This window comes from Azospirillum sp. Marseille-Q6669 (assembly GCF_965111635.1).
Genome location: NZ_CBCOOP010000001.1, coordinates 2,262,077 through 2,276,538, shown reverse-complemented (window position 1 = coordinate 2,276,538; position 14,462 = coordinate 2,262,077). Strand labels below are relative to the sequence as shown.

Annotated in this window: 10 protein-coding genes; 5 read left to right on the top strand and 5 right to left on the bottom strand. The window is 63.0% G+C overall.

Translation table 11 applies throughout. The features are described from left to right. Positions 1 to 35: 35 nt before the first annotated feature. From ACWPXE_RS10095 to ACWPXE_RS10075, 5 genes are read right to left on the bottom strand one after another with little or no spacing between them, the layout of a single operon-like run. A complete protein-coding gene (locus ACWPXE_RS10095) occupies positions 36 to 917 on the bottom strand; it encodes a protein kinase domain-containing protein (RefSeq protein ID WP_454017702.1) in 882 nt (293 codons plus the stop codon). 3 nt (positions 918 to 920) lie between these two features. Further along, positions 921 to 2,165, bottom strand: a complete 1,245-nt coding sequence (locus tag ACWPXE_RS10090) for a DUF262 domain-containing protein (protein ID WP_454017701.1) — start codon at positions 2,163 to 2,165, stop codon at positions 921 to 923. Positions 2,166 to 2,221: 56 nt separating this feature from the next. Further along, positions 2,222 to 7,639, bottom strand: a complete 5,418-nt coding sequence (locus ACWPXE_RS10085) for an FtsK/SpoIIIE domain-containing protein (protein ID WP_454017700.1) — start codon at positions 7,637 to 7,639, stop codon at positions 2,222 to 2,224. After that, a complete protein-coding gene (locus tag ACWPXE_RS10080; protein WP_454017699.1) occupies positions 7,636 to 9,177 on the bottom strand; it encodes a hypothetical protein in 1,542 nt (513 codons plus the stop codon). The genes ACWPXE_RS10085 and ACWPXE_RS10080 overlap by 4 nt, the downstream gene beginning before the upstream one ends. A gap of 2 nt (positions 9,178 to 9,179) precedes the next feature. Beyond that, entirely contained in the window at positions 9,180 to 10,988 is a 1,809-nt protein-coding gene (locus ACWPXE_RS10075) for a hypothetical protein (protein WP_454017698.1), read from the bottom strand. A gap of 469 nt (positions 10,989 to 11,457) precedes the next feature. On the opposite strand from ACWPXE_RS10075, the gene ACWPXE_RS10070 reads away from it, so the two are divergent. The 5 genes from ACWPXE_RS10070 (at position 11,458) to ACWPXE_RS10050 (ending at position 14,337) form a co-directional block, all read left to right on the top strand. Continuing rightward, a complete protein-coding gene (locus ACWPXE_RS10070; RefSeq protein WP_454017697.1) occupies positions 11,458 to 11,709 on the top strand; it encodes a helix-turn-helix transcriptional regulator in 252 nt (83 codons plus the stop codon). An 8-nt stretch (positions 11,710 to 11,717) separates the two neighbouring features. Beyond that, complete coding sequence (locus ACWPXE_RS10065) at positions 11,718 to 12,593, top strand: replication initiator protein A (RefSeq protein ID WP_454017696.1); 876 nt, start codon at positions 11,718 to 11,720, stop codon at positions 12,591 to 12,593. Between the two features lie 219 nt (positions 12,594 to 12,812). After that, on the top strand, positions 12,813 to 13,451 hold the full coding sequence (parA, locus tag ACWPXE_RS10060; RefSeq protein ID WP_454017695.1) for a ParA family partition ATPase: 639 nt from the start codon (positions 12,813 to 12,815) through the stop codon (positions 13,449 to 13,451). Then, on the top strand, positions 13,448 to 13,687 hold the full coding sequence (locus tag ACWPXE_RS10055; RefSeq protein WP_454017694.1) for a chromosome partitioning protein ParB: 240 nt from the start codon (positions 13,448 to 13,450) through the stop codon (positions 13,685 to 13,687). Before parA ends, ACWPXE_RS10055 begins: the two co-directional genes overlap by 4 nt. After that, the gene (locus tag ACWPXE_RS10050) at positions 13,684 to 14,337 is read left to right on the top strand and encodes a nucleotide-binding protein (protein ID WP_454017693.1); all 654 of its coding nucleotides are present in this window, start codon (positions 13,684 to 13,686) and stop codon (positions 14,335 to 14,337) included. Before ACWPXE_RS10055 ends, ACWPXE_RS10050 begins: the two co-directional genes overlap by 4 nt. Positions 14,338 to 14,462: the final 125 nt, after the last annotated feature.

Below are 14,462 nucleotides of genomic sequence, written 5' to 3'. Positions count from 1 at the left end.
GCCTTCCCATGGTTGTGTGCAGCAGCGCATGCTACCTAATCGTCGCGATAGCCGACTGCGGCATCAATTTGTTCAGCGAATGCTCGCCCATCGGTTGGCCGGACCGCCGCGCTATGGTGTAGTGCGCGAAAAATCGGGTCGAACAGTGCCTCTGGACCGCGCCAATCATCGCGGGAAAGCACGCCTGTCGGATGACTGCGGTTGATCACAAACCAAAACACCGAAGCGAGTTGGAACACGTCGGAGGCAGCATTGATTGCGTCGTCGCGACCAATGCTACGGTTGTTCGCCTCGGGTGACATCCAAAAACGTGGCCCAACCACCTCCCAATCGGGTGTCATACGTTCTTCCAGCGGCAGCGCATGCATATCGCACAGCCCATAGTCGCTCAGCACCCATCGATCACCGATAACGAGAATGTTCTCCGGCTTGATGTCGCGATGGACAGCGCGAGTGTGGAGCTCAGCGAGACCTTGGGTGAGCCCCCGAAACTGCGCAAAAAAGATCTCTGGCGGAACCTCTGATCGTTTGACGAGTTCGAACAGCGTTTCGGTCGCCAGCATCATGACGATAAATGGAACTGTCTTCGGCATCCGGCTGTGACGTGAGCGCCGCAGTTCTCCGATGACTTCGCCCGAGTCATGATAGCTTATGAGGTGATCATGGCGCAGATCGCGAAGCAGAGCCTTCTCCCGCTCGAAGCGCGTGCGACGAACCGCGCGCAGGTCGAGCTGAAACTTTACTGCATAGTCGCGACCGTCGCTCTGATCGATGCATCGATGGACGACGCCATTGCCGCCCGCCGCGATGCGATCGCCCACCTCATATCGGCGGCCGGACGTACCGAGTATCTTGTCCGGTATGGCGATGATCTCTCGTGGCGGCGCGTCTCCCCGCCCGGAAAATAAATCCGCCATGGATCACCCGCCTGCGCCGCAGCTGGTGGCACGCCAACAGGCATTGGACAGCTGGAAGACGCTCGCGTCCGCGGGCCACGTCAGCACGCGCTCGCTTGTCTCATGATCGTGGAATGGCCGACCACATTCAGCGCAGTCGTCAAACAGCTTGCCGCGAGGGCTAAGGTCCAATTGCAGCGCCATGGCTTCAAATTTGGAGCGCACCGCCTCTTCGGGGCGTCTTGCGCGATATGTACCTGATAGAATATCCATAAGAAAATTCTTGCGCCATGATCGGCTTGCGATAGTGTTGGCCTGAGAGACACACTTGATTGCGTACTCGCTCAGGATATCCACTTCGGACTCTGGAGCGATATACTCATCGAGCAGGCGCAAGTCGTTTCTTATAAACTCAAGATCGCGGCCTTTAAGATTGCAGCCAAATTTGTGAAACTCAAATATGGAAAAGAAAAGAGAATAAAAATCTGACTTTTGCCTGAATCGCGTTTTGGCAAGCGGAAACCGATCAGTAGCGAAGATCTGCTGAAAGTCTGCGAGCACCGACAAAAACTGCGCTCTAATGGCCTCCTCCTCCTCCCGCTTCCAATCGGCATACCGCGCATAGAAATAGTCAAGATCGCCCTTCTTGTCCTGGAGCCCCTCGAGCATACCTGCTAGTATTTCTGAGATAAACTCGACGTCACCCATCCGACGTCTCTGGGCAACAGAAAATATTCGAGCTTCCTCAAGGTAATCATCAGCGGACAAATCCGTCGATAGCTCCAGAAACCTCCCAGGAAAGTCCGCCCTCCGCAGCTCTTGCTTGTTTAATGGCAATGAATACTTGTTAACTCGCGAGTACACCTCACGCACTTCTTCTTCGCTAAAGCCCAGCGCCTCATTATAATCGATCTTATACTGCAGAACGCGGTCCCGAATACCTTTGGGGAGTTCACTGAACTTCTTGCCAGCAAACTCTCCCCGGTACGGTTCGTCGAGGGCGAACTCGTCACGAAGAAAGGACAGGATGGCGGTTATCCGTTGCTGACCATCAATAACTTGTCGATGCGTGTGATCGTCTCGAATCTCGGTCCAGAGGAACATCTTAGGCATAGGAACCTGACGCAAGATCGTATCGATCAGCATAATTTTGGCGGCAGGGCTCCATACCTCCTTGCGCTGAAAGGATGGGCGCACTTCGAGCCTTCCCGCAGCATTCCAGTCACGAAGATCGGATATCGGATGGGGACTCGAGTTCCAGCTTCCCACGCTCAGCTCCTATATGTTCTGCGGCAGTGCTAGGACATTAACTTGGCCAGAAGGCATCACCCACTACTCGCGCGAATTGCATCGACCGCCACATCAATGTCCTCGTCCGAGAGGAACGGTGCCTGTGCGTAGATGATCGCTGGCTCGCCGCTTAGACGTGCTGCCAAATGGCCGAGGCCAAGCAGCTGTTCGGCACCCTTCACCCCAAGCGCGATCTCAGATGTGCCGACGCTCGCCACCTTGAGAATGAGTCGGTTTCCGAGATTGTCGCGCAACTGCATCGGCATGACATTCGCGTCGGGCCGCTGCGCGGCAAAGAGGAGATGCATGCCGGCGGCGCGCGCCTTCACGCCAAGCCGCGACACGTTCGCCGTCACCGCCGCCTTATAGTCCTCCGTGAGCATCCATTCAGCGAACTCGTCATGGACCAGGAAGACGTATGGAAGCCGTTCGGTCGGTTGCACCTTGGTGTTGTAGGCGCGGATGTCGCGAGCGCCAGTTGTGCGGAAAAGCTCGTACCGGCGCTCCATCTCGGCAACGAGGGTTTCCATGACCTCGACAGCACGCGTCTGGTCGATGATCACACCTCCTTGGAGATGCGGTAGCCTTTCGATCGCGGCGTAGTCGACGCCCATTTTCGGATCGATCAAGTAGATGTGTGCAAGCTCGCTCGGGTTGGTAGCAGCGATGTCGAGCAGCAATGCCTGGATCAGCACCGACTTGCCCGAGCCGGTCGCACCAGCCACCAGCGTGTGGGGTTCGTGCTGCTGACCGCCGGCAAACGGTCCCCCCAGATTGAGATAGAGTATGTCCCCGTCAAGCTCCTTCAGGCCGAGGACGAAAGACGTGTTCACGCCGGCAGCGTTGCGATTTAGAGTTCGACGGCCCCAGACGTCCCAGAGCGACACGACTTGGCGCTGCGGCCGGGCGACGCCGACCGCGATCTCGCCCGGGAGGGGCGATACGGAGATCAGTCTGAGCCCATGGGTCGTGAGAAGTGCTGATTGCCGCGCCTCGATGTCCTCGACCCGCAAGCGGTCGCTGCCCATGAAGCGGATGAGCGCGGCATTGGGGGTTAGCCGCGTACCGAGGATTTTGGCCTGCAGGTTGTACCCCATCAGCGCAGACCGCAGCTTTTGCGCCGTGGTTTCCAGCCACACCTGTTCGTCGGACGAGTCCTCGTGCGCCTTTTGGGCGCGCGTTTCGATCAGCGCGTCGATGGTCGTTGCGCCAGCAGGCACCGTCGAACCTGCTTCGGCTGGAGCGAGCGCTAGGGGCTCGTGCGTCGCCGACGGGCTTCCGAGCGGCTGACCAGACTCGGCCGGCGGAACAGGAACAGCCTTGCTTGGAACAGGTTCAGAAGGAACGGGCTCGAATGGAACCCTAGCGTTGGCTGCAGGCGCGACCGAGGCCGCTGGTGGCAGGGTAGCGAGGGCGGCGGTTGCGCCCTCGTCACTCTCATCGTCGTCGTCATCGTAATCGTGTTCGATCAGCTTGGCCGGCATTGCCGCCTTGGGCTCGATCCCGACCTCTTTGGTCCAATCGACGCGTGGTGCCGGGTCCCGATACGCGGGATGGTTCCAGCTGTCCGTCTCGCCTAGGCTGGCCCGAACAGCCTTCAACGACTGACCGGCGTCATATGCCTTGATCAGCTGACGAAGCCCATCACGCGTGAATGTCTCCTGGAGGCCGCCACAGACGTCCGAGATCGGCTCCTGCTCGCCAAGTACGCTGCCGTCGGAGGTTGGCCCCGAGATGAAGATGTGCGAGTAACCCCGCAGATCGATCGGCACAGCACCCCGGCGAATGCCGTCGCGAACCTGCTCCAGCAAGGAGGTCTGACCGAGAGCGGCGGTGCCATCGAGCAGCAGGTCGGCGATCCTCGACAGCCACAGGTCGCGATCGAGCCGTCCGGGGTCGCCGAACAGTGCATCGTCGATCCGTGCGACGGTCTGCCGAAGCTGTTGGCGCGATTTTCGGCTGGCTTCCGCCGAGCCACTTTGATCGACGTACTTTGCCTCGGTGACGATTGCGCGCAAACGGGGGGCTCCATCCTCGCCGGTCGCGATGCACAGCGCGAGAATGTCGGCGATCCCCTCCTCACGCTGACCGAGCCATTCGGCATAGTCGTCGAGCAGGAACCACGCGAGGGTCGCCTGTCCGCCCAGTTCTTCGGCGACGAGCGCGCGGCTCAGCACCAATCCGATCAGCTCTCCCGCCGAGACGCCGCGCTTGGCCGCTCGAAGCACGATGTCGCCCGAGATCGAGTTCGCATCCTCGATCATGCGACGGGCAAGCTGTGAAAGGCGATCGTCGTCGAGGCCGAGCGAAAGCTCGGTCAATCGGCGGCGGACGAGAACGTGGAGAATGCGCAGCTCCGAGGTGGAGGACACGACCATGTTCCGGCCATGCGTGCGCTGCCGGCGGTAGCGGATGACGTTGATGCCCTGCGCGGCAAGCTGCCGTTTGTCGAGCAGATCGTCATAAGTCGCGACCCACTCGGCGAGGTCATGGACCTCATCGAACATCGTCTTGAGGCCGGAATCCTGGAAGGAGATTTGTCGTGCGGGCAGATAGTGCTCGCTGGCGCCGTGTGACTGGCGCCGAATGACATTCGCGACGGCATCGACATATGCCCAGCCTGCATCCGGCTGACGCGGGCAGGTCAGGTAAACGGTCGCCTTGAGTTCGTCTTCGGCAGTAACGCGCCGATAGGACCAGCGCGCTGGGACATGCTCCAGCAGCTCGGGATTTTGCCCGGTGTCAGCAACCGGAAACCATTGCTCGCGGGCTTGGCGGGAGACGACATCGTGCAGGAAGGCGACGTCGATTTCTCGAGCCGCATTGCTTGGTCGTATCGTGCCGCTGTCGAGCATGACGCCGATGCGGAGCTTCGACATGAAGTTGCGAGACGTCTCACTGACGACGACAGCATCGGGATCGCCCTCGGAACGCTCGAGAAGTTCGCCGTAGACGCGCGAAAGACGAGAGCGATCACGATGACGCACTAAGACATTGCAGTGCACTTCCTCCTGATCCTGCACCGAGCTCAAGGCGTTCACTGTCGCAAGTGGCAGGCCAGCGGCATCGCAGTTGAAGAGCATAATGCTGAGGTTTGACCGTTCGTGCGGCTGCAACTCGAGATAGCGTTCCAGCAGGCCTCGAATCTGCCGAGCAGCCTCAGCCGGATCGACATCGGTCGTCGCTTCCGAGGGATCGCGTACCGGCCGCTCAAGCAGGCTATAATCGTTGACGGTCCCGGTCTCAGCCAGCAGAATCGCTTCACTGCCGTCGTAGCCGACCGCGATCTCGGGGTAGAGCGGGTGGGCTAGTTCATCGCGCAGGTCAGAGAAGAACAGTCGCGAATCGCCGAAATTCACCTCGATATTGGACAGGAGGTAGTCGGCGAGCCCGGCAACCGAGCGCATCTTGATCGCTCCGGCAGCAAGGCGCAGCGGGTGCCAAGGGGCGACGATCGCCGACGGCGCGCTACCGGTCACAGGGATCACGCCAAGGCTCAGTACCGGCTCCCAGAGGTCTCGCCGATTGAGGTCACCGGGGGCGTGAGCAGCAAGCTCCCGCAGAAGAGCGCCATACGCCTCGGCCTGTGCGAGGAGCGCCGGAGAGGCACAGCCCGACGACTGCAGCGCACCGATCGCCTTGACATACAGAGCTTCGAACCCCGACCACGCCGCGCTAATCGCCTCGACACCGCCCGCATTGACGCGGCCGCCTTGGGCGGCTTGTTTGAGCGCTTTTGGGAACGCCTTCCCGATATCCTCGCCTACGGTCGTCCGAGGCACGAGCGTGCCAGCGTCTTGTCCGAACGCGGGGTGCAGCGTGCCCACGTCTGCAAGCGAAACCGACTGGAGCGCACCCTTGCGGCTCACCGGCAGACGCGCGACGCTGCTGCGCGTGAACGGGCGCTTGAGCAGGCGACCGAGATCCTTCGGCAATTCGAGCCCGATCGCGTTCGGCTGCGCTGTCCAGATCAGTTGGGCAGTCGCACGCTCGGACCCGGAGACGAGCACGATATCGAACTTGATCTGCAGCGCGGCGCGCGAGGTGGATTCGTTGCGCCGATACTTTTTCTGCCGCTTCTTGGCGCGATCAAGCAGTTCTTCGTACTCGAAAAGATGGGGCACATCCCACTCGACCGACGCACCCATCAAAGCCGGCAGCCCGCGATAGCGCAGACCAAAGGCCAGCCCGACATCGGCGTTGATGTCGAGCCATTGTTTGCGGTTGCGGCGCGCCGATCGGATGATCAGCTTGCGCTGGCCGCCCGCGAGATTGACCTGCCCGAACAGGCGCTCGATCGCCCGGAGGAATCCTTCGAGGAAGTCGCTGCACTCGATCGCCCGACCGAAGATGAAGCGCTCCCATTTGACCCGCAGAGATTTGTCCTGGCCGAGGTCATCGCGGTGCCCCTCGAAGAAGTCGCGATCATCGTCACGCGTCTCTTTGAGCGACCGTCCTTTCAGCGCCTCAAGATACTCGACATCCGACGCGCTCAGCCGATCGGGAAGCGAGAACTCAAAGAAGTTGATCGTCTCCTGGGGGAGAGTCGTCTTCTTGAGCTTGATCCCGGAGAATAGCTGAAGGACGCTCTGCGCCTCCCACTCGAATTTCGAGAGGGCCTCCGCAGCCTGGCCCCAGCCCGGCGTGCCCGCGATGAAGCCTTCGATCGCCGGATGCACCTCAGGAGGGATATCCTCCTGGACCGTCTCGAATTGGGCCCGAAGCTCGTCGTTCTCGATGATCTGCCGGTTCGGGCGCTGTTTGGCGAGCAGGGGCTTCCGATCCGCGACGAGCTTCTCATACAGTCGCTTCCAACGCCGAGACTGTTCAAGCTCCTTGTCCCGAATGCTGAGGAAGAAACCGCTATCGCGGGGCAGGTGAAGCGCTGGCAGCGCCCAGCCGAGAGCATCTGGGACCGTCGTCGATTCCGCTTCGATTCGCTCGCGGGTGAGCGCGACATAGTTCGAGATCTGATGCAGCGTGCAATCATCCGCCGCATTGAGGCCTTTAAGTGCCGCCTTCCAAGCGGCGATCTGGTTATCCGGCAGGCCGAGGCCGAATGACGCTGCGTCTACCCAAGGTTCTGGATCCTCGGTGAGCTGCTTGGCGCCGATCAGCGTCACATCGCCGAGGGACGCGCCTTGGTCGTCGTCGGTGTTGGCGATCAGCAGCGCCGGGCGGTCGCAGTCGGCGTGCCGGATTGCGACCGTCCGCTCGTCGGTAACGACATGCTCGGGAAGCCCGAACTCGCCGATCAGCGAGCGCGGAAGGGCGATCTTCAGCTGGGTCTCAGTCTGCTGATCCTTGAGCAGGGCACTGGTAATGGCCGCAACCTGCTCTCCGGTCAACCGGTCAAGCAGATAGCGCGCCACCCCTTCGGCATCGGTGAGAGCGGTAAGCCGTTGGCGAATCGAGGCAGCGCCGGCAGCGCCAATCAGGTTGGATGGAGTCACGCGGCTTGAGCTCGCTGGAAGGGGTTTTCGACATAGGCGCAAGAGTCCGAGAGCCGCTTCAGCAGCCCCAGGCTCGCGAGGCGCTCCTCGAGACGCCGGGCATTATCTGAGAAGTCCTCTTGATCCGCGTCACCGGTCACGATGAAGTTGCGGGCCTGAGCGTCCCCGATAACAATACCGTATCGATCATAGAGCAGCGCAAGGAAGTCCCTGAATTCCAGCCGTTTGTCGACGCAGCAGACCACCAAAGTCTTCAGCAGCCGGTCGGTCGGCGCGTAGCGCACGCGACGGCTTGATCGTCGCGACGATAGTCCGATGGCGCGGGCCCACGCCATGTGGATCTTGCCGAAATGCTGCTTGTGGCGGCTGATCGCACGATCCGTGAGCCGGTCGATCAAGGCACACGCCTCGGGCGCAAGCTCATCATCCTCGTTGTCGGGCCAGCCAAACGTCTTTCTGAGGATGTCCCCGGCGTTAAGGACGGGATCTTCCGAACCGATCGCGGCCTGCCATTCCGGCGTTTCCTCGATCCGCCGAACGAAGCGCTCCACTGCTTGCTGAGGCAACACGTTGTTGCGCTGATAGGAATCGGCCGAAAGGTCGCGCACCACCGACTTCTTCGGCGATACGATTTCGCAGACGAGCCGAACCGGTTCGTGGTCGAGAACCTCGCGTGCGCGCTCGAGCTGGTAGAGGATGAGGTTCAAGCCGGTCATCGTGACCAAGTGCGGAATGGCGTCGTAGGCCGGGATTGGCAGGCTCAAAATCGCCAGCCAGTCTTCCGCGAGCCGGTCGAACAACGGATGGGAGGAGCATGGCAAATAGGCGCCTGCGCGCTCCGCCTTGGCGGATTGCGGCTCGCCCTGGAGCGCCCGCGCCATGCTGTCGTATGGCGCGGGGTTCTCAAGGAAGCGACTGATGAGAAGACCGCGTAGCGCATCCGCGTCGCGGCTGCGGCATAGCATAAGATACAGTAACTCGCCGGTGCGGGCGAAGAAACGGCGGTCATTAGACACGCTACCCTGCGGTTTAACGTTGGCATCCTCGTAAAGAGCGTTAGGTCCAAACGGAAAAACGAATTTCGAACTCCAGCGCTTATTGCTCGATCCCTCGATTGCTGAGCCTTGCAGGAAGCTGATGACCGCTGCGAAATCTTGGAAGCTCTCGAAGTGATTGCGAAGATAGGTGAAATCTGGCTTCTCGAGACCGCCCGCGGTCTCGGCCATCTTCTCCAGCCAGATGCTCCATGCGGCATCGTCCGCGCGATCTTCCGCCAGTACTGTCATGATATGCGGATTGTTGAAGACCAGATTCCGGAGACGGAGCTGTAGTTGTGGCCGATAGGACAGGCTGTTCAAGCCCGCCTCGCGGAACGCCCTGCCGGCCCGGTGCTCAGCAAGGAGTACGGTCAAGAATTCGAGAAAGGTCAGCCAGGGCGTTTGCTCGTCGTAAAGACGATGCCCCCAGATCGCCTCATCGATCCAGAAATCAGGGCCGGTTCGGTCGTCGAAACTTGTGGGGCGTGCCAGGATCTCCATAGTCACACTCGAACAATCACGCGGCGAGCAAGCGCTCGGCCATCGCTGCTTAGATCGATGAAGCGGAGCATCAGCTCTCCGTCGTTGATCTCGTCGTCACCATCCAGCTTGCGCCGGTTCTCGGTTTCCCGGAGCAGCCTCGCCTTGAAGGCGAGTAGATCCTCATGACACTCCAGCGAAAAGCTGCTCGGCAGCGCCCCCTCCGCCACCCGACCGAGAAATTCGAATCGAGTCGGTGAGAGCGATAAGGTGACCGGGGCGATCTCGGCGCCCCGCACAAGCTTTACCGATACGCAGAAGCCGCCCGCCCCATCGGAAATGACGGCCACCTCCTCCCCGCCCTGGCGCGGCACCGAGATGAGCTCGTCGAGCAGTGGGCTTCGTTTCGATTGGGAGTAGCTGCCGGAGGTCGCTAGAACCAACTCGTCTTGGTTCTGGACCAGCATACCGGTGAAAATGCGGTTCAGTCCGCGGACAATCATCGTGACCGCTTGGCGCGGCACGGCGTGCCTTGCCGCGATCTTGGCCGCGACGTCGAGATAGAGACCGGCGTACCGGAAAACCGTTAGATCCCAGAGGTCGTAGGTTGAGGCGAGCTCTTCGGGCATGGTGAAGAAGAGACGCTGCCTTTGGGAGCGCAGGACGGTCAGGAATGCAGTTCGATCAGTGCTCTCGGCGCCCTCGAGATAGGCGCGTTGGGCGGTCACGTAGGATGGCGTGGCACCGTAGACGGGATCGGAAAGGATCAGTCGCGCGTAATCGTCGCCATAGGCCGGGTCGTCAGCGCCATAGACGAGGAGGTTGTCGACGCGGTTGCTGGTTCCGGCACCGATGCCGAAAGCGTTTAGCTTGCGGAAAAGTTCGGTCTTCTCCGCCTTGCTCGGCCGGAGGTTCTCTCCGAAGATGTTTCGGTAGATGCTCGCCAGTTCCGCCCGTCCGCTCTGAACAATCGTCGGCACCTCTGCACAGCTCATCAGCCCGTCTCGCGCGTCGGGATGGCCCAGGATGCTATTCGCCACCAGTGCGAGCAGCTGCCTGACTGGAAAATGGCTGCCGTTCCGCTCGCTCAGCTCGATTAATGCAGTGATCCGCCGTTTGAACGGATCGTTGGGGCCTTCGCCGATGAGGCGCCGCCGGTTCTCGAGGATGGGACAACCGCTGTCGCTGGCGCTCGCGGCGCAACTGCCGCAACCTTCCCACCCCTCGTGCTTGGAGACCTCCTCGATGATCCGCATCGCCATTTCGGCGGCAGGGGAGCGACTGAGGTCGCTCAGCGCAAGGGCGATTCCGCTGTCGGGGTTAGTGCCCGTGACGAGCAGTTCCTCGACGACCGCGGTCACCCGTTTCACCTCGGAGCTTGGCGGCGGTGATTTCAGCTTCTCCAGCAGCTGCCCATGATTGGCGGCGAGTAGGTAGCTGGTGGACGCCTGCGGGTTGGCTACGTCTTGCGCGAAATCGGAGATGAGAGTCGCGGCCTCGTCGTCGCGCAGTTCACTGAGGTCCTTAACGATGACGAGCGATTGCGAACCGATCGAAAGGCTCTGCACCTTGGCGCCCTCAATCCAAGTCGCAGGATCACCTCCAAGCGCGGTCCAGACCTCACGGCAATGATAAGTCTTTCCATCGCCAGCGGTACCGGTGATGATGTGCGATGTTGGGCTGGGTCCGCTGAAATTCTCGACTAAGCGATCGACGAGCGGCGCCGGCAGCGTGATGGGGACGATTTTGCGACGCTTCAGCGCGCGCTGAATCAGCTCATCATACATGTTGTCGTTGGTTGGGATCGGGCCATAGTTGCGGAGAAAGCGCACCCAAGCCGCTGCTGTCGAATGTGCTGACAAGCCTTCCCCCTTATTCCCTTGCCTTTATTTCTAACCGATGGATAGCACTGATCAACCAAAATCAACCACAGTGGCGCATTGCCGTTTTCCATTCGCCAATCCAGCCATGCGGCATGAGGTTTTTACGGAACGGTGGCGATCCACTCCTGGCGCGAAGCCGTCGATCTCAGAGTTCGATAAGGGTCCGATCCGGAAATCCGGATTGCCGCTGATCCGTCGGCACCACGCTGTTCGTCAGGCAAGATTATTATCCATTGCGCCTTGCGCCAGCGCTTGAGGGGCGCCGACACCAAGCGTTTTCAATGTGTTCGTCGAGCCCCGCCGGGGGACTCGCCCCCGTAAGGTCTTTCCCCTCCCTGACCACGCATCCCCTCCGCCACCGTGCTCTACGACGCGCCCCTCTGTCCCAGAGGCGCCCGCAGCACACGGAGACGGATGAATGGACGACAAGACTGGCGGCCTTCCGCCGCGCTTCCTGCGCACGCCCGAGGCGGCTCGTTTCCTCGGCCTGTCCGGCCGGACGATGGAGAAGCACCGCCTCTACGGCACCGGCCCGCGCTACCACAAAATCGGCGGCCGGGTGGTCTACGCCGTCGAAGACCTGAAGACCTGGGCCGACCAGGGCCTGCGCACCTCCACCTCCGATCCCGGCATCGGCACCGTGCGGCCCGCCCGCCCGTCGAGCCGCTGAGCCGCGCCATGGACGGGGTCTTCCGCACCGGTGACCGACAGATGCAGCTCGACCTGTTCTTGGCGCTGCCCGGCGACATGGCGGTGCGCGACCAGCAGGACCTGATGGCGCACCCGTTCTTCTCGCTCGCCAAGTCGAAGCGCATCGAGCCCATCGAGTACGCCGCGGGCGACACGCGCATCCGCGTCGAGGGCACAGCCGAGCACGGCATCGCCACCATCTGGGACGCCGACGTGCTGATCTGGGCCGCCAGCCAGCTCGTCGAGGCGCGCGACGCCGGCCTGCGCACCGCGCGCCTGCTCAGCGCGACGCCGCACCAGATCCTCACCTTCACCGGCCGCGGCACCTCGCTGCGCGACTACCAGCGCCTGCGCGCCGCCCTCGACCGGCTCCAGGCGACCACGGTGGTCACCAACCTCCGCCAGCCCGACCTGCGGCGCCGGCACCGCTTTTCCTGGATCAACGAGTGGAAGGAGCGCACCGACGCCGCCGGCCGCCCGCTGGGGCTGGAGCTGATCCTGCCGGACTGGTTCTACCAGGGCGTCCTCGCCGACGCCTTCGTGCTGACCATCGGGCGGGAGTACTTCGGCCTCACCGGCGGCATCGAGCGCTGGCTGTACCGGCTGGTCCGCAAGCACGCCGGCCGTCAGGCCGAGGGCTGGGCCTTCGATTTCCGCCACCTCCACGCCAAGTCGGGCAGCCTCGCCCGTTTCGCCAACTTCGCCATCGACCTGCGCACCGTCGTCCGGCGCCAGCGGCTGCCGGGCTACCGGCTGGCCGTCGAGCGCCGCGCTGACGGGGCTGAGACGCTGCGCTTCGCGCCGCGCGGCCCGGCCGAGGCGCCGCTGACCGCCGCCAAACTTATCCACAGACACGGGGGATAAACCGGTGACACCGCTCGTGCTATCGGGTGTGCAAACGCTCGTGCCATCGGGTGCACGGCACTCGTGCTATCGGGTGCACGGACACCCTCCAAGCTCCTGGTTCATAAGGCCGATTCGCGCCCTTAACGTTTCTAACGGAGAGTCTAACGACTCTTTGTTGATGGGCTGCGGGCAGGACGGAGAGAACCAGCCCGTCACCCTGGTCCGGGGAGCGGTGTCATGATCGTGGCGCTGCTCAACCAGAAGGGCGGCGTCGGCAAGACGACGCTTGCCACCCACCTCGCCGCCGAGCTGGCGCGTCCGGGCCATCGGGTTCTGCTGATCGACGCCGATCCCCAGGGCTCCGCCCTCGACTGGTCGGTGCAGCGCGACCGTGAGGGGCTGCCCCGGCTGTTCGCCATGACCGGGCTGGCGCGCGAGACGCTGCACCGCGAGGTGCCGGAGCTGGCGCGCGGCTACCAGCACGTCGTCATCGACGGACCACCGCGCGTCACCGCTCTCGTCCGGTCGGCGCTGCTGGCCGCCGACCTCGTCCTCATCCCGGTGCAGCCGAGCCCCTACGACGCCTGGGCCTCGGCCGAGCTGCTGCGTCTGCTCGACGATGCCCGCGGCTGGAAACCCGGCCTGGAGGCGCGCTTCATCCTCAACCGCTGCATTCCCCGCACCCTGCTGCTGCGCGACGCCCGCCGGGAACTCGCCGGCACGCTGCCGCCGGCCCTGGCGACGACGGTGGGGCAGCGCGTCGTCTTCGCCCGCTGTGCCCGCACTGGCCGGCTGGCGGGCGAGGAGGCGCCCCGGTCACAGGCCGCCCGCGAGATGGCGGCTCTGGCTGCCGAAGTGCTGGGGACGGCCCGGTGAGCGGCGGGCGGATCGGCTTCGGGGCGCGTCCCGGCACCCCCGACACCTGGGTGCGGGGCGGCGACGGAGCGGCCACCCCCAAGGCGGACCTCTACACCGCCCGGCTGACGGTGGACGTCACACCGGAGCTGCGCGGGCGGATCCGGATCGCCGCCTTCCGCCAAGGCGTGACCATGGCCGAGCTGCTGCGCGGGCTGCTGGACGGTGCTTTTCCCGAGGAGGGCGGTTCCTCATGATCGTCGCGCTTGTGAATCAGACCCGTGGGGCCGGGCGGACGACGCTGGCCGTCCATCTCGCCGGCGAGCTGGCGCTCCAGGGCAAACGGGTGGCGCTGCTCGACGCCGACGGCTGCTCTGGGGCCTTGGAGTGGGCCGAGTGCCGGCGGCGCAACGCCCTGCCGGCGCTGTTCGACACCATCGGCATCGCCAACCCGGACCTGCGCTGCGGTGTCTGGGGCCTGCACGCCCGTTTCGACCACGTGATCGTCGACACCCCGGCGGCGTCCACGGCGGCTCTGCGCGCGGCGTTGCTGGCGGCGGACAGCGTGCTGGTGCCGACCCACCCCGAACGGGCCGCCGTGGGACGCTGCGCCGCCACCATGCAACTGGTGGTCGAGGCGCTGGCGGTCGAACCCGCCTTGGCGGCGTCGATGGTCCTGACGCATGTCCCGGCCGGTCTGACGGTCGATCCGGGCGATGCGATGACCGTCTGCGGCCTGTGCTTGCCGGTGGCCACCGCGGTGGTGGGCGAGCGGATGAGCTTCGCCATGAGCCGGAGCACCGGGTTGCTGGTGCAGGAGATCGACTTCGTCGGAGCGGCCGAGGTCGATGTCCGGCGGCTGGTCGATGAGGTGTTCGGCCGCGCCCCGACGGGGAAAACGGCCTGAGCGGGGCTGTGCCGAGGGCTGGGCGTGGTAGAGCGCAGGAGCGGCGGTAAAGACAGGTGATCGGCGGTCACCGGGAAGAATAGGCGGTGTCTGTTTGGGGCGTAAGAAGGGTCATTCAGCAAGAT